The organism is Staphylococcus sp. HMSC36A10, from assembly GCF_001838845.1.
Classification (GTDB): Bacteria; Bacillota; Bacilli; order Staphylococcales; family Staphylococcaceae; genus Staphylococcus; species Staphylococcus aureus.
In genome coordinates this window covers 152076-168309 of record NZ_KV839126.1, presented here as the reverse complement: position 1 = coordinate 168309, position 16234 = coordinate 152076, and the positions used below count along the sequence as shown (strand labels likewise).

General features: G+C 31.8%; 13 protein-coding genes. 5 read left to right on the top strand and 8 right to left on the bottom strand.

The window, feature by feature from the left end; all coding sequences use genetic code 11:
* Positions 1-125 precede the first annotated feature (125 nt).
* The 4 genes from HMPREF3247_RS11425 (at position 126) to HMPREF3247_RS11415 (ending at position 3358) form a co-directional block, all read left to right on the top strand.
* Positions 126-992: a DMT family transporter gene (locus HMPREF3247_RS11425; protein ID WP_001068497.1), complete on the top strand. Its 867-nt coding sequence runs from the start codon at positions 126-128 to the stop codon at positions 990-992.
* A 19-nt stretch (positions 993-1011) separates the two neighbouring features.
* Positions 1012-1512 carry a preQ(1) synthase gene (queF, locus tag HMPREF3247_RS11420; protein ID WP_000930014.1) on the top strand — a complete coding sequence of 167 codons (501 nt, stop codon included), beginning with the start codon at positions 1012-1014 and terminating at the stop codon, positions 1510-1512.
* Between the two features lie 29 nt (positions 1513-1541).
* The gene (locus HMPREF3247_RS15010) at positions 1542-1787 is read left to right on the top strand and encodes a hypothetical protein (RefSeq protein WP_072490467.1); all 246 of its coding nucleotides are present in this window, start codon (positions 1542-1544) and stop codon (positions 1785-1787) included.
* Positions 1788-1852: 65 nt separating this feature from the next.
* The gene (locus HMPREF3247_RS11415) at positions 1853-3358 is read left to right on the top strand and encodes a peptide MFS transporter (protein WP_000193751.1); all 1506 of its coding nucleotides are present in this window, start codon (positions 1853-1855) and stop codon (positions 3356-3358) included.
* 77 nt (positions 3359-3435) lie between these two features.
* On the opposite strand, the gene HMPREF3247_RS11410 is transcribed toward HMPREF3247_RS11415, so the two are convergent.
* Positions 3436-3537: a hypothetical protein gene (locus tag HMPREF3247_RS11410; protein ID WP_031835073.1), complete on the bottom strand. Its 102-nt coding sequence runs from the start codon at positions 3535-3537 to the stop codon at positions 3436-3438.
* Between the two features lie 90 nt (positions 3538-3627).
* Here HMPREF3247_RS11410 and HMPREF3247_RS11405 point away from each other — a divergent pair, with 90 nt between their 5' ends.
* Positions 3628-4545 (top strand): diacylglycerol/lipid kinase family protein, encoded by a 918-nt coding sequence (locus HMPREF3247_RS11405; protein WP_000429006.1) that lies wholly within the window; start codon positions 3628-3630, stop codon positions 4543-4545.
* A 600-nt stretch (positions 4546-5145) separates the two neighbouring features.
* On the opposite strand, the gene HMPREF3247_RS11400 is transcribed toward HMPREF3247_RS11405, so the two are convergent.
* The 7 genes from HMPREF3247_RS11400 to ltaS form a co-directional block, all read right to left on the bottom strand.
* On the bottom strand, positions 5146-5688 hold the full coding sequence (locus HMPREF3247_RS11400) for a 5' nucleotidase, NT5C type (RefSeq protein ID WP_000197271.1): 543 nt from the start codon (positions 5686-5688) through the stop codon (positions 5146-5148).
* A 294-nt stretch (positions 5689-5982) separates the two neighbouring features.
* Positions 5983-7041: a histidinol-phosphate transaminase gene (hisC, locus tag HMPREF3247_RS11395; RefSeq protein ID WP_000663024.1), complete on the bottom strand. Its 1059-nt coding sequence runs from the start codon at positions 7039-7041 to the stop codon at positions 5983-5985.
* Between the two features lie 239 nt (positions 7042-7280).
* Complete coding sequence (locus HMPREF3247_RS11390) at positions 7281-8795, bottom strand: ABC transporter permease/substrate-binding protein (protein ID WP_000180991.1); 1515 nt, start codon at positions 8793-8795, stop codon at positions 7281-7283.
* Positions 8788-9765, bottom strand: a complete 978-nt coding sequence (locus tag HMPREF3247_RS11385) for an ABC transporter ATP-binding protein (protein ID WP_000589260.1) — start codon at positions 9763-9765, stop codon at positions 8788-8790. Before HMPREF3247_RS11385 ends, HMPREF3247_RS11390 begins: the two co-directional genes overlap by 8 nt.
* Before the next feature lie 221 nt (positions 9766-9986).
* Complete coding sequence (recQ, locus tag HMPREF3247_RS11380; protein WP_000983677.1) at positions 9987-11768, bottom strand: DNA helicase RecQ; 1782 nt, start codon at positions 11766-11768, stop codon at positions 9987-9989.
* A gap of 11 nt (positions 11769-11779) precedes the next feature.
* Positions 11780-13663, bottom strand: coding sequence for an ABC-F family ATP-binding cassette domain-containing protein (locus HMPREF3247_RS11375; protein ID WP_000525111.1), 1884 nt, complete (start codon positions 13661-13663; stop codon positions 11780-11782).
* A 270-nt stretch (positions 13664-13933) separates the two neighbouring features.
* The gene (gene ltaS / locus HMPREF3247_RS11365) at positions 13934-15874 is read right to left on the bottom strand and encodes a polyglycerol-phosphate lipoteichoic acid synthase LtaS (RefSeq protein WP_000098279.1); all 1941 of its coding nucleotides are present in this window, start codon (positions 15872-15874) and stop codon (positions 13934-13936) included.
* Between the last annotated feature and the right edge of the window lie 360 nt (positions 15875-16234).

Genomic DNA, 16234 nt, shown 5'->3' with positions numbered 1-16234 from the left:
ACACAGAACATTTGTTCGGTACAGTCTATTATAGTCTTTTTATAGTAAATTTCAACTATTTATGCACAACATGTTGTTTTATGCTAATATAAATACGTTAATTTTATATAAAAGAGGCGATAAAATTGAATCCTAAAGTAAAAGGTATCATTGCCATTTTAATTTCGGCTATTGGTTTCAGTTTTATGTCAGTGTTTTTCAGACTTGCAGGTGACCTTCCTGTTTTTCAAAAATCATTAGCACGAAACTTAGTAGCAATGTTTATTCCATTATTTTTTATATATAAATACCATCAGCCAATGTTTGGCAGACTTTCAAGTCAACCCTTATTAATAACACGATCAACACTTGGACTTATTGGTGTATTGTTAAATATTTATGCCATTGATCATATGGTACTTAGTGATGCCGATTCATTAATGAAACTCAATCCTTTCTGGACGATTTTATTAAGCATTGTTTTCTTACATGAAAAGGTAAGGAAGTATCAAATTACAGCAATGATAATTGCTATTTTAGGTATGCTTTTAATAGTGAAACCTGAATTTTCATCATCTATGATTCCATCATTAGCTGGCTTATTCTCAGGTATTTTTGCAGCATCAGCATATACATGTGTTCGAGCACTTAGTACAAGAGAAGCACCATATACTATAGTATTTTACTTCTCCTTATTTTCTGTCATCGTTTTAATACCTTTCACTGCATATACCTATGAACCAATGAGTCAGATGCAAATACTTTATCTATTAGGGGCTGGCTTAGCTGCCGCTGTGGGTCAAATTGGTGTTACATTAGCATATAGTTTTGCAGCAGCAAAAGATATTTCTATTTTCACGTATGCATCTATAATTTTCACAGCAATACTTGGATTTATTCTATTCGGAGAATCTCCAGATTTCTATGCAACATTAGGTTACGTCGTTATTATCGGTGCAAGTTATTACATGTTTGAAAAAGCACGCCGAGACGCCAAAATAATAAAAAAATAAATTTAAAGGAGCGCTTTATATGGCACATGGCCGTCAACAAGATGAATTACAAGATATAACTTTATTAGGAAATCAAGACAATACTTACAATTTTGACTATCGTCCTGATGTATTAGAATCGTTTGATAATAAGCATCAAGGTCGTGACTATTTCGTAAAATTCAACTGTCCAGAATTTACATCATTATGTCCAATTACTGGGCAACCAGATTTTGCAACTATCTATATTTCATATATTCCAAATGTTAAAATGGTTGAATCAAAATCTTTGAAATTATACTTATTTAGTTTCAGAAATCACGGTGATTTTCACGAAGATTGTATGAATATTATTATGAATGATTTGATAGAGCTTATGGACCCACATTATATTGAAGTCTGGGGCAAGTTCACACCACGTGGTGGAATTTCTATTGATCCTTATACAAACTATGGACGTCCAAATTCTAAATATGAAAAAATGGCTGAGCATCGTTTGATGAATCATGATTTATATCCCGAAAAAATAGATAATCGTTAAATGTATCATTTAATAAACACACCAATAAGTTGATTTTCCTAACTTATTGGTGTGTTTTTCATTTAGCATACATAATAGGTTACATTAAAATAATATTTTATACCAAAGTACACCAAAAGAATATTAGTACACGAATTAAACAACATTTTTATAGAAACCTATTGCACTTTAACGTCAATAAGTATATTTTTATATTATCTCTAATTAATTGTGCGCGCTTAATAACAGAATATTCTCAATATTTTTATTTTTTTGTGATTTGTTGGAATATTTAGTTGATAAGGCACAATCAAATTTACTTAAACTATTGTATTAGGGGAAGAAAGGATGGGATGTATACATGACACAACAAAACTCCCATGGAAATCAAATTCAAGACATACCTCAAACAGGATTTTTCGGGCATCCTCGAGGACTAGGCGTACTCTTCTTTGTAGAGTTCTGGGAAAGGTTTAGTTATTATGGCATGCGTGCCCTACTCATTTTCTACATGTACTTTGCCGTAACAGATAATGGCCTTGGAATTGATAAAACAACAGCTATGTCAATTATGTCAGTTTATGGTTCATTAATCTATATGACATCAATACCAGGCGGATGGATTGCTGACAGAATTACAGGTACTAGAGGCGCTACTTTATTAGGTGCAGTCTTTATTATTATCGGACATATTTGTTTAAGCTTACCATTTGCATTAATCGGCTTATTCACATCAATGTTCTTCATCATTATTGGTTCAGGTTTAATGAAGCCAAACATTTCAAATATCGTTGGCCGTTTATATCCTGAAAATGATAGACGTATGGATGCAGGTTTTGTTATTTTCTATATGTCAGTTAATATGGGTGCATTATTATCACCTATTATTTTGCAACACTTTGTTAATGTTAAAAACTTCCACGGCGGATTCTTGATTGCAGCAGTTGGTATGGCATTAGGTTTAGTATGGTATGTACTTTTCAACCGCAAAAACTTAGGTAGCGTTGGTATGAAACCTACTAACCCATTGACACCAGCTGAAAAGAAAAAGTATGGTCTTATTATCGGAAGTGTTGTTTTAGCAATTGTATTAATTATCGTTATTGGTGCATTAACTAATTCATTATCATTTAACTTAGTTAGTAATACTGTTTTAGTATTAGGTATTGCATTACCAATCATTTACTTCACTTTAATTATTAGAAGTAAAGATGTCACTGATACTGAACGTTCTCGTGTTAAAGCATTTATTCCATTATTTATTCTTGGAATGGTGTTCTGGGCTATTCAAGAACAAGGGTCTAATGTATTAAACATATATGGAATTGAACATTCAGATATGAAATTAAACTTATTTGGTTGGAAAACAAACTTTGGTGAAGCGATCTTCCAATCAATTAACCCATTATTTATTTTATTACTAGCTCCAATTATTTCACTTTTATGGCAAAAGCTTGGAACTAAACAACCTAGCCTGCCAGTAAAATTTGCAATTGGTACGTTCTTAGCAGGTGCGTCATACATACTAATTGGTATTGTAGGTTATGCATCAGGTTCATCAAACTTCTCAGTTAACTGGGTTATTTTATCGTACATTATTTGTGTTATCGGTGAGCTATGCTTATCACCAACGGGTAATAGTGCTGCTGTTAAGTTAGCACCTAAAGCATTTAATGCCCAAATGATGAGTATTTGGTACTTAACTAACGCTTCTGCACAAGCAATCAATGGTACTTTAGTTAAGTTAATAGAACCACTAGGTCAAACAAATTACTTTATTTTCCTAGGTGTTGTTGCAATTATTGTTACAACAATTGTATTAGCATTCTCACCTTTAATCATCAAAGCGATGAAAGGTATACGTTAATATTGTTGGCCTAATTCAAAAAACAGTAAGTCATTTAAATGGCTTACTGTTTTTTTATAGGTTTCTATTAATTAAATTCAAGATATCAGTATAAATAAAAGCTTAATATGCTCGTTATAGACAGCTATAACTATTTTTTCTCGTCCCACTCTATAGACATCAATGTCAGTTATTACCATTTTCTCTATTTAAAAACATATTTTTGGTATTAACAATTAAAAGTGGGTATATATATTTAATGAACCAATTTTTAGAAAGTAGGCTAAACTATGGAAAATAAATATACACATGGTGTCCTCTTTTACCATGAACACAGTGGATTAAAAAATATTAATCAAGGTATTGGGGAAGTTACAACAGCATTAAGTTCAATTTGTAAGCATCTTTCTATTCAATTGAGTGAAAACGAAGGTGACATTATTAAATATTGCCAAGAAATCAAAACTAAAAACTATGCAAAAGATGTAGATATATTATTTATTCTTGGCGGTGATGGCACGGTTAACGAACTTATAAATGGTGTTATGTCACATGACCTTCAACTCCCTATTGGCATTTTACCAGGCGGTACTTTTAATGATTTTACAAAAACGCTAAATATAGCACCTAATCATAAACAAGCTAGTGAACAAATGATTTCTGCACAAGTTGGTACATACGATGTAATTAAAATAAATAATCAATATGCACTCAACTTTGTTGGGTTAGGTCTAATTGTTCAAAACGCTGAAAACGTACAAGATGGTTCAAAAGATATATTTGGTAAATTGAGTTATATTGGATCAACTGTCAAAACACTGCTAAATCCAACACAATTTAATTATCAATTATCAATAGATGATAAGACATATTCTGGCGAAACGACCATGATACTAACAGCAAATGGCCCATTCATTGGTGGTAGTCGTATACCATTGACTGATTTGTCTCCTCAAGATGGTGAACTGAACACTTTCATTTTTAATGAACAAAGTTTCAGTATTTTAAATGATATTTTTAAAAAGCGTGATAGCATGAATTGGAATGAAATCACTCAAGGTATTGAGCATATACCTGGTAAAAAGATTTCACTTACAACAGATCCAGCAATGAAAGTTGATATTGATGGCGAAATTTCATTAGAAACACCTATTGATATTGAGGTTATACCAAATGCCATTCAGTTACTTACTGTCAATGATTTGTAAGCATCCGGAATGATCTTAACCCGATATTATATTAGGTTTGGAGTGTAATCATAAGATTCAACGCACCTTATATTCGTTTTTATTAGCTTTAAGCTATTACCCTGTTTCAAAAACAGACATATAATTTTGGCGCATGCCACTAAAATGATTGATGTTGTATTTTAAATCATAGTGGTTTATGCGTCTTTTTCAAATTCTATAAAAAATCGGATGACGTGTAATCTGCCATAGATTAACACATTCATCCGATTTATAATAATGAGATAGACTAACATTTATTGAGAGCGGGACGGAAATGATAAAGAACGACTAATGATTGGTTATGTAGCGATTCTTTATCATTAGTCACAGCTAATGTGTACTTAAAAATATGAGGGAGGGGGACAGAAATGATATTTTCGCAAAATTTATTTCGTCGTCCCACCCCAACTTGCATTGTCTGTAGAAATTGGGAATCCAATTTCTCTGTGTTGGGGCCCCGCAGTCAACTACTGCCAATATAGTGTTGTAGTGTCTAAGACATAAAAGTTCATCTCAGTCACAATTACTTTATAGCCTATCCATCATCTTTTCTACATGAAATTTTTCAAGTGATATATTTTATTTCTCAATATTATCTAAAAAATACTGTTCTACATCTTTCCAGCTATTTACGCGTTCAAATCGATCATCATTAATATTATGCACTGCTGTAAACATAATCGGTGTACCAGTAAAAATTTCAAGCTGTCTAGGATTGTCATCTATTAAATAATCAGCTTTAACGATGTTTTTTCTACCACAAAAAACAAAATGCTGAGGATCTAAAAATGGAAAGAACTCTAGTAACCATTCATATTTATCACTAAATGATGTTGGTACATCCATTGCTGCTGTAGCAATATATACATCATAATGTTCAGTTAATTTTTTCACAACTTCTTGTGCATACGGCATCACTTTAAGATGTCTGAAGAAGCCTGGTTCTCTCAATACTTCTGTAATTAATCCATCATGTTCAGGAATAACATGTTTAAGTTTTTGACCATTCAAAGCTTCCATTTTAATACCTAAATCCGCTCTAAAATTGACAGCATCAATGATTTCTCCTAATGTATCTGCCAATACTTCATCCATATCAATCGCGATTGATTTACGGGTCATTTTAATCTTCTCCTCAAAATATCAGTATTGATTCAGTATAGCAAAAAAGCAATTGATACAAAACAATATCATCTATTGTTGCTTTTTACACTGAATACTCTCACCTCATCATTCACACTGCATTGAGCTTGAGACATAAATCAATGTTCAATGCTCTACAAAGTTATATTGGCAGTAGTTGACTGAACGAAAATGCGCTTGTAACAAGCTTTTTTCAATTCTAGTCAACCTTGCCGGGGTGGGACGACGAAATAAATTTTGCGAAAATATCATTTCTGTCCCACTCCCCACTTACTATTCGTATTTAAAGTTTGATAAAACTTCTAACATTTTATCATTTTGTTCTTTAAAACCAATTGTAATTCTAACACCAGTTGGAAATGGTCGCGTAATACACCCTACATTTAAAAGTGCTTCATAAAGTTCATTTACCCGCTTTGTTTTTACAAATATAAAATTCGTTTGACTTGGCAAGAAATACTCACTTTGAGGTAATTGATAAAATCTTTCGCGTTCAACACTATTTTTATGTGTTACCTCTTTTAAATATTGTTGATCTTCAAGTGCTGCAACTGCTGCGTATTCAGATATACGTGTCACATTAAATGGTGGTCTAATGATGTTCCATTTTTCAATCGCATGTTCACTTGCTACCACATATCCTACACGTAAACCCGCTAATCCATACGCCTTTGAAAATGTACGTAATAAGAAAGCATTGTCATATTTTTGTTGCAAAGCAAGTGTATCCGGGTAGTCCTCTGCTGTCACAAATTCAAAATAAGCTTCATCTATAATTACTGGTACATGTGGAGGTACTTGAGATAAAAACGAATCTAAGCTCTCATGATTAAAATATGTACCTGTAGGATTATTTGGATTACATAACCATATCAATGACGTATCTTCATTAACTTCTTTTAAAATACCTTCTAAATCGAAGCCACCATCTTTTAAAGGTACTTGTATCACATTAGCTGATTCAACAATCGCATTGTGATAATATTGACCGAATGTCGCTTCACTTGTAACAATAGTATCCCCTGGCGTTAATACAGCTCTAGAAATCATTAATATAACTTCATCTAATCCCGCACCAAATAAAATGCGTGATTGATCTACATTTAAATGTTTACTAATCGCCGCTTTTAATGTCGGTGATCCTGTTTCAGGATAATAATATAACTCATCTAAGTGTGCTGATATCGCTTCTTTAACTTTAGGCGATGGTCCATACAAATTTTCATTTGATGCAAGTTTATATAAATCTCCTTCAATGCCATACTTTTCTTTCAATGCCCTTGGAGATAAACCAGGCTGATATGCTGATAGTTGATTAAGTTGTTCTTTCATAATAAAAACAACCTCCTTAGAATTAACTGAAATTTTAAAAAACTTATATTCATTATATCGCTCTATGTTTCTAAAATGCAATGCTACTATTTTCACATCATAATAGCTTACATTGTGTTTAACATGTCATATTTTTTAATCATTATTGCATGTTTAAATTGAACATAATTATAGATTTAAATATAACAACGCCACATAAGATATAATTTGGTGTTACGCATCTTATGTGGCGTTGGTCGTTATTTGATTAACCCTTTTGCTTTTAAATAATCTTTCGCAACTGTATATGGGTCTTCATTTTTAACTGTTACTTTATAGTTCATCATTTGCATATCTTCATCAGATATTTTGTTTTCTAGTTTGTTTAACGGTTTCTTAATTTCTGGATGTTTCTTTAAAAAGCTTTCTTTAAATAATGGTGCTCCTTGATATGGTGGAAATACGTGCTTATCATCTTTTAACACAACCATATCATATTGTTTTAATTCAGCGTCAGTTGAATATGCATCTATTAAATTAATATTACCTTTATTGATCGCTTGATATCTCAACTTAGGTTCCATTGTACGTATGTTATCTAAATTTAAATTATAAGCCTTTTGAACAGCTTTGTAACCATCTGGACGATCATTAAATTCCAATGTAAATCCTGGTTTAAGTTGATCTTTAACCTTATTTAAATCACCAATTGTACGTATATTATGTTGTTTAGCAAAATCACGTTTTACAGCTAAAGCATACGTATTGTTATACTTCATTGGTTTTAACATAGTCATTTGATATTTCTTTTCAAGACTTTGCTTAGCTTGTTCATAAACTTTTTTCTCTTCTTTTGACTTCAATGGTTCTTTTGTTAATTCACCTAAAACTGTTCCAGTAAATTCTAAATACCCATCTATATCGTCAGATTTTAAAGCATTAAATAAAAATGCTGTTTTGCCCATACCATCTTTCACTTCTACAGTATTTTTGGTCTCTTCTTCTATTAAAATTTTATACATATTTGTAATAATCGATGGCTCGGAGCCAAGCTTTCCAGCTAACGTAATTTTATCACCTTTTTGTGCAAACATAGGAATAGCGATAGCCAGTATAATAATCATCACTATAACACCTAACGTCATCAATAACTTTTTATAAGATAATTTAGCCATAAATCTTAAAATTAAATCAAATATAATTGCCAATAAGGCTGCTGGAATTGCACCTAATAATATCAACGATGCATTGTTACGGTCTATACCTAATAAAATTAAATCTCCTAGTCCGCCTGCACCAATTAATGCTGCTAGTGTTGCTGTACCTATAATTAATACCATAGCCGTTCTTACACCAGCCATTATAACAGGCATTGCTATCGGAAGTTCGACTTTAGTTAAACGTCTAAATGGTTTCATACCTATACCTTTAGCCGCTTCAATGAGTGATGGATCAACTTCTTTAATTCCAGTATACGTATTCCTTAAAATTGGTAACAACGCATACACTACAAGTGCAATAATTGCTGGCACACGACCGATACCAAATAAAGGAATCATTAAACCTAATAATGCCAACGATGGTATGGTTTGAAGAATTGCCGCAATATTCATTACGATTTCAGATATCGTTTTAGTCTTCGTTAATAAAATACCTAATGGTACCGCAATAGCAGTTGCAATCAATAATGCGATAAATGATATTTGAATATGTTCTATCATTGTCGAAAAGAGTTGCCCCTTACGTTCACTCAATATGTCGAAAAAGTTAGTCATGTTGAGCTACCTCCTTTTTCTGGGACAAATATTTGAAGATATCTTTCCTATCAATAACATATTGACCTACGCTATCTTCTTGCATGACAATGACACGCTCGCTCTCTGATAAAAGTTGATACAATACTTCAATTGGTTGATTGTCATAAACAATTGGATAAGCGCTCATAGATGTAACCTCATCGATTGGTTTCATAATATCCAAGTCACGGATAATTGCGTTCTCTTCAACACATGGCGCATCATCTTCTAAATGACTACCCATAAATTGTTTAACAAATTCACTTTGAGGATTATTTTTAAATCCTTCTGGTGTGTCAATTTGTTCAATATGCCCTTCATTCAAAAGACAAATCTTATCACCAAGTTTCATCGCCTCTTGAATATCATGTGTAACAAATATGATTGTCTTCTTAATTTTAGTTTGTAATTCAATTAAATCATCTTGAAGTTTTTCTCGGCTGATTGGGTCTAATGCACTAAACGGTTCATCCATTAAAATAACTGGTGGATCAGCTGCTAACGCACGTATAACTCCTACACGTTGTCGTTGCCCCCCTGACAATTCATCAGGTTTTCTGTTTTTATATTTTTCAGGTTCTAATCCAACCATTTCAAGTAATTCATCTACTCTTTTATCTATATCTTTTTCTTTCCACTTTTTCATTTGTGGCACTTGTGCAATATTTTCTTTGATTGTCATATGTGGGAATAATGCAATCTGCTGCAATACGTATCCAATATCCCAACGCATTTCGTATACTGGATAATCACTTATTGGTTTATCTTTAAAATAAATATAACCTTCACTTAAGTGAATGAGTCGATTAATCATTTTTAATGTCGTAGTTTTTCCACAACCTGAAGGTCCAATTAGCACAAAAAATTCACCCTCATTAATATTGAAACTAATGTTATCGACAGCAACATGTTTGCCATAACGCTTAGTTACATTTTTAAACTTAATCACTTTGCCACCTCTTTTTTTCTCATAGCATAAAACCGAGATTATATGTATGTATTCCCTATTTAACCACGTTTATTACAATTTTCAAATTTAAATGATTTATCCTTGAACTTTTTTAATAAAATAATGAATAATAGGTAATCTCCAGTTAAGAAATAGTGTTATTTTACCTTGAATTCAAAAAAACACCCAGTAAAACAAGGAATGCTTACTAGGTGTCTTCACTATACTTTGGCTTTATAATTTTGAATCGTTTCTAAAAATGCTGGACAATAATGTTTTAATTTGTAACTACCTACGCCATCAATATTAATCATATCTTGTTTCGAAGCAGGCTTACGTTTAGCAAATTCCTCCAACGTGTAATCAGAAAATATACTTACAGGTGCTATCGTTAATTTGTCACTTAACTTTTTACGAACTTCTACCAACTGACTGAATAATACTCGGTCAACCCCTTCAACCGTATTTATAAATACTTTTTCAGTCGCTTTTTGCTTAAATGGTGTTGTGAATACTTCTACTTCATTACTGAGTAATTTTTTAATTGAAGTATCACACATTAATATTTCATCATTTTCATTTAAGAACCCTTTGAATCTTAATTCATCTATTAAGTGACTTAATTCTGATGTTGTGTAACCTTTCATTAAACCATGGGTTGAAATTTGATCATAACCTTTGTACTTAATATAATCTGTTGACTCTCCTCTTAGCACTTGAATGATAACACTATAACTCTCTTGTTGTTTCATACGAGCGATGCAACTAATAATCATCTTAGCTTCTTGTGTCATATTATATGATTTATCTTGTTGAACACAATTACTACATTGTTCACATTCTTCTAATTTTTCATTCGGTTCAAAATAATGGACAATTGTTGCTTCTAAACATTTTTTTGTTTTTGTATATTGAATCATTTTAGTTAACTTTTCGCCCATTTTATCTTTATAGTCATCATCAGCTTGAGAGACTGTTATAAAATACTCGTGTAAATTGATATCGCGTTCGCTAAATAACAAAATACATTCACTTTTCAACCCGTCACGACCTGCACGACCGGCTTCTTGATAATAAGATTCTAAATCTCCAGGCATATTATAATGAATAACAAAACGTACATTGGATTTATCAATACCCATACCAAAAGCATTTGTAGCAACGACTACTTTAACACGATCAAATAAGAAATCATTCTGCGCTTCTTCTCTTTCTTTATTGCTCAAACCTGCATGATATATAACACTTTCAATTTTCTGGCTTTCTAAGGCTTCTTGAAGCTCTTCAACTTGCTTACGTGTAGAACAATAAATAATACCTGCATCTTCATCGTGTGTTTTAATATAATCCAATATAAATTTTTGACGTTGATAAGTAGGATTTACTTTAAAAATTAAGTTTCTACGCTTAGTACTCGTTTTAATTTGATCAGTTTGAGCGATATTTAACTTTTCTCTAATATCTTGCTGTACTTCAACCGTGGCAGTTGCTGTCAACGCTATTATTGTAAAATCTTGAGGTAACGTAAATACTTTTGAAATAACATTTTGGTAACTCGGCCTGAAATCATGACCCCATTTAGAAATACAATGCGCTTCATCAAACGCGACTAAGTGAATCTTTATACGCTGAAGCATATTTAAAAAATATCGGTTTTCAAATCGTTCTGGTGCAACATACAAAAATTGAATTTCTCCATTTGATAATGCTTTTTCAATACGTTGTTGCTCTTTTTGAGTCAAACTACTATTTAAAAAAGCAGCTTGAATTCCCATCGCTTTTAATTGATCCACTTGATCTTTCATTAATGATATTAGTGGACTTATTACAATTGTTGTACCACCTAACAATAAACCTGGTACTTGATAGCATATAGACTTACCTCCACCAGTTGGTAAGACACCAAGCACATTACGATGGTCTAATACTTTGCTAATAATTTCTTCTTGTCCTGGTCGAAACGTTTCATACCCAAAGTAATGCGATAATGTTTGTTGCATCATAAATTGACCCCTTATTGTTGTTCTTTAATTTCTTCTAACTCACTCCATCTTGTGATGTCTAAATCATATTGAATTTCAAGTTGTTCTTTTTCTTCGTTTAATTCTTTAATTTTCCCATAATCTGCACTTGCCTCAATCATGAGCACATCTATTTCTTCCATTCTTACTTCCGCTTGTTCTATGCGTTTCATCAATTGTTCATATTCTAACTTTTCTTTATATGATAAACCATTTTTCTTACGTACAGTTGTAGAAGATTTAGATTGTTGCTTCAATGTGGATTTATTTTTATCTAATGATTTTTTATAACTTTCATAATCTTCAAAAGTTCCGATAATCTTTTCCATCTGACCATCATGAATAAACCAATATGACTGTGCAACTTTATTTAAAAAGTAGCGATCATGGCTTACGGTAATCACTGTACCACCGAAAGTATGAATATAATCTTCAAGTATTGTTAAAGTCTCAGTATCTAAATCATTTGTCGGTTCATCTAACAACAGAACATTTGGCTGGTGTACGAGTAGACGTAATAAATACAAACGCTTTTGCTCTCCACCAGATAATTTATAAACTTTTTTACCATGAGTTGCACTTGGAAATAAAAATCGTTCAAGAAGTTGTGTAATAGATACCGAGGTTCCATCTTTTTCTTTTGCGATCTCACTTTCTTCTCTTAAATAATCAATCATACGAATATCTCTATCCAGGGTCTCATCTGTTTGCTTAAAATAAGCTACTTTAACCGTCTGTCCAGTCTTCAATTTACCTTCGAATTGTTGGTCTTCTCCACTCAAAATATTTAAGAGTGTTGTTTTACCAGCTCCATTTGGCCCAACAACACCAATACGCTCACCTTTTTGAATAATTTCCGTCAGATGTTCAAATAATACTTTATCATTAATAGCCTTTGATAAGTCTTCTAATTCGAACACTTGCTTACCTAATCTTGAATAAGCAAGATTCAATTCACCTTTATCGTCTTTATATTGCTGGTTAACTTCATTTTCTAGGTCATTAAATCGATTAATTCTAGCTTGTTGCTTTGTAGTACGAGCCTTAGCTCCAGCCCTCATCCAAGCAAGTTCTTCCTTATATAAAGCTCGTTGCTTTTGTTGTTGCTTTTGAAGTGTTACTTCTCTTTCAGCGCGCATTTCAATATAAGATTCATAGTTACCAGGATATGACGCTAACTTACCTCTGTTTAGTTCAATAATTCTAGTGGAAACTTCATTTAAAAAATATCGATCATGGGTTACGAATAAAACAGTATGAGGATATTGCTTCACATAATTGATCAACCAGCTGATTGATTCGAAGTCTAAATGGTTCGTAGGTTCATCTAATAACAATAAATCTGGTTGTTCTATTAATGTTTTAGCAAGTACAACACGTTTTTGTTGTCCGCCGGATAATTCTTTAATGTATTTAGTAGTATCATGTATACCTAGTTTTGAGAGGATTGTTTTAATTTCAGCGTTATAGTCCCAAGCATCATGTTGATCCATAGCATCTTGCGCATCCATCATTCGCTTGAACAATTTATCACTTTGGTCATCCGCATAAGCTTGTACTGCCTGCTCATATTGCTTGATGATGCGTAAAGTTGTTGTATCAGAACTTAATACTGCATCAAAAACTGTCATATCTTCATTAAGGTCCTGTTTCTGAGACGAATATCGAATTCGATATTGATTTGGATGCATAACATTGGCTGTAAAATCATCATCAATACCACCAATTACTTTTAACAACGTACTTTTCCCTGTACCATTTATGCCTACTAAACCTATTTTTTCACCTTCTGAAATTGATAAATCTAGGTTATCGAATATAGTCTTATCGGCATAAGATTTATTTAAATGTTCAATTTTATATGCTTCCATACCCATCTTCCTTCTTCTGTTGAAATCTCTACGTACTTAAATCAGTTCTATACATTATACACCTTTTTGAAATCAAAAGAAATCGATACCGTTAAGTGTCATAATTTAATATATTGTTGCTTCAACTATAAATAAAACTTGTTAAGGCTTTGATGACTATGCTAATGATCTTTATAATATACCTTTTTATCAACACATATAATGTAAAACATAATATAAAAGAACATAATAAAAACCCGGATTGATATTTTATCAATCCGAGTTCGTGTTTAAATATTATTTTTTAGAGTTTGCTTTAGGTCCTGTTTCATATTTATACTTCGAAGGATTTACCTTTTTGAAGTCTGGATTTTTGTAGAATCTAAACAAATCACCATTAAGCACGTTGTCACTCATTTCGAGATCCTTTTCAACTTGCTTTTTATTCTTTTCGAAATCAGCTGGTTGAGTAGTTATGAGTTCATTATTTTTATTAGAATAAATCTTACCATTAACATATTTATAATCTTTTGTTATAAAGTCACCATTTCTGAATGGAACTACTTGATTATGACCTTTAGAGAATAAATCAGTACCGAACATTAAATAATTCTTCGTATCTATACCAGCCAAATGTAAAATTGTTGGCATTACATCGACTTGACCAGCATATTCATTATTGATACCACCAGATTTACCAGGGATTTTAATCCAGAAACCAGTTCTGTTTAAATCTGTAAATTTAGCTGGTGTGATTTTTTCACCTAATAGTTTTTCCATGGCATTGTTATGGTTTTCAGAGATACCATAGTGGTCACCATAAATCATAATCACTGAATTGTCATATAATCCTTTTTTCTTCAAGTCATTAATATATTCTTCTAATGCTTCGTCTAAATAACGCGCTGTTTGAATATAACCATCAACTGTTGCATCACCTGTGTTTGACTTCTCAATAGTCGCATCCTTTTCATCTAATGTGAATGGATAGTGGTTAGTCAAAGTAATTAAATGAGAATAGAATGGTGATTTCATCTTAGCTTGATAATTAGCAGAATCTTTAAAGAAAATTTTGTCTTTCAAGCCTAAGTTTACAACGTTTTTATCAGACATGTCATAGTATGTTGCATCATAGAATTTATCGATACCAAAGTGTTTATATACTTGGTCTCTGTTCCAGAATGTTTTATAGTCACCGTGCATGACATCAGATTTGTAGCCTTGCTTTTGATCTAAAATTGCTGGTAGTGACTGATACGTATTATCTCCTTTTAATGAAAAGGCAGAACCTTGCGGTAAACCGTATAAACTGTTATCCATTGTAAATTCAGAGTCAGATGTTTTACCTTGACCTGTTTGATGGAAAAAGTTAGGGAAGTATGTGAATTGCTCTTTCCCACTTGATAATTTGTTTAAAAACGGTGTTACTTCTTTACCATTAACCTTTTTATTAATTAAGAAGGTTTGGAAACTTTCTAAATGAATCTTAATAATATTTTTCTTCTTTGCCACCCCATAATATTCTGGGTTAGGCTCTGTTTTACGTTGTTTCGTATAATTTAATACTTTTGTTAAGTCATCTTCAGATGCTAACGCTTTTTGTTGATTATTTTCGATAGTTTTAACACCATCATATACTGTAAAGTTATACGGTCCTAAATATTTCACTAAATATTTATGGTCAAATGTACGTGTTAATAATTCTGGTCTGTCAGTTTCAGCAAAAGCTAAGTTTAAGAAGAATAATGCTACTGAAGCCGCCATTACGACAGGAACAAATTTCTTACTAAATGCTTTTGTGTCTAACCATTTTGTTTTAAATATTAAAATGAATAAGTAAACTAACGTATCAATGAAATAAACAAAGTCATACCATTTGAATGATGCACTAACCGCACCACCCATAGATTCTACGTTACCTACTTGGTTTAAAGTACTAAACGTTAAAAAATCCGAGAAGAATCTAAAGTACACAACATTGGCATATAATAGGAACGTCAATAAGAAGCCGCCTATGAACATGAACCAAAATGCTTTTTTGCCTTTAAAGAATAGGAACACACTTAAAACCAGTGCTACTAAACTATAAGGATTCATCAATAATATTAAGTTTTGTACTAAACCTTTAACACCTAAAGAAAAATCAACATAATAAGAAAAATACGTCTTCAAGGTAATCGTTATTACGGTTAATAAGAAGAACGCAAAAAGACTAATTTTCTTTTTTTGTGAACTCATGATTCTTTCCCCCGTTATTTAGATAATAAATCTTGCGAAAGTACTTGAATAAATTAGATATTAACATTATGTAGTTAATTAATAAGTGCGTTTAAAAGTTAACATTGTCATAATTATAGTAATTACTTTCAGATTCAAGTTTATAATTTTCATTATTTGTAGCTTTCAACTTTGATTTAACAAGTATTTTGGGCTACAACTCATATTTGCTTGTGTAAGTTTCTTTATTTAATATTATCATTCAATTAACAAATTTAAAATTTGTAATCAAATTGTAATAATAAGCATAGCTCAATTAATAAATATAGAGTAATTTTAGTCAAAATTCAAGTAAAAACACACTTCATCTTTTCATTTTAC

What these genes read in the sequence shown, in the direction of transcription:
- HMPREF3247_RS11415 (WP_000193751.1), top strand. Translation starts at nt 1,853, where the DNA reads ATGACACAACAAAACTCCCATGGAAATCAAATTCAAGACATACCTCAA.
- HMPREF3247_RS11400 (WP_000197271.1), bottom strand. Translation starts at nt 5,688, where the DNA reads ATGACCCGTAAATCAATCGCGATTGATATGGATGAAGTATTGGCAGAT.
- HMPREF3247_RS11405 (WP_000429006.1), top strand. Translation starts at nt 3,628, where the DNA reads ATGGAAAATAAATATACACATGGTGTCCTCTTTTACCATGAACACAGT.
- hisC (WP_000663024.1), bottom strand. Translation starts at nt 7,041, where the DNA reads ATGAAAGAACAACTTAATCAACTATCAGCATATCAGCCTGGTTTATCT.
- HMPREF3247_RS11410 (WP_031835073.1), bottom strand. Translation starts at nt 3,537, where the DNA reads ATGGTAATAACTGACATTGATGTCTATAGAGTGGGACGAGAAAAAATA.
- HMPREF3247_RS11390 (WP_000180991.1), bottom strand. Translation starts at nt 8,795, where the DNA reads ATGACTAACTTTTTCGACATATTGAGTGAACGTAAGGGGCAACTCTTT.
- HMPREF3247_RS11375 (WP_000525111.1), bottom strand. Translation starts at nt 13,663, where the DNA reads ATGGGTATGGAAGCATATAAAATTGAACATTTAAATAAATCTTATGCC.
- ltaS (WP_000098279.1), bottom strand. Translation starts at nt 15,874, where the DNA reads ATGAGTTCACAAAAAAAGAAAATTAGTCTTTTTGCGTTCTTCTTATTA.
- queF (WP_000930014.1), top strand. Translation starts at nt 1,012, where the DNA reads ATGGCACATGGCCGTCAACAAGATGAATTACAAGATATAACTTTATTA.
- recQ (WP_000983677.1), bottom strand. Translation starts at nt 11,768, where the DNA reads ATGATGCAACAAACATTATCGCATTACTTTGGGTATGAAACGTTTCGA.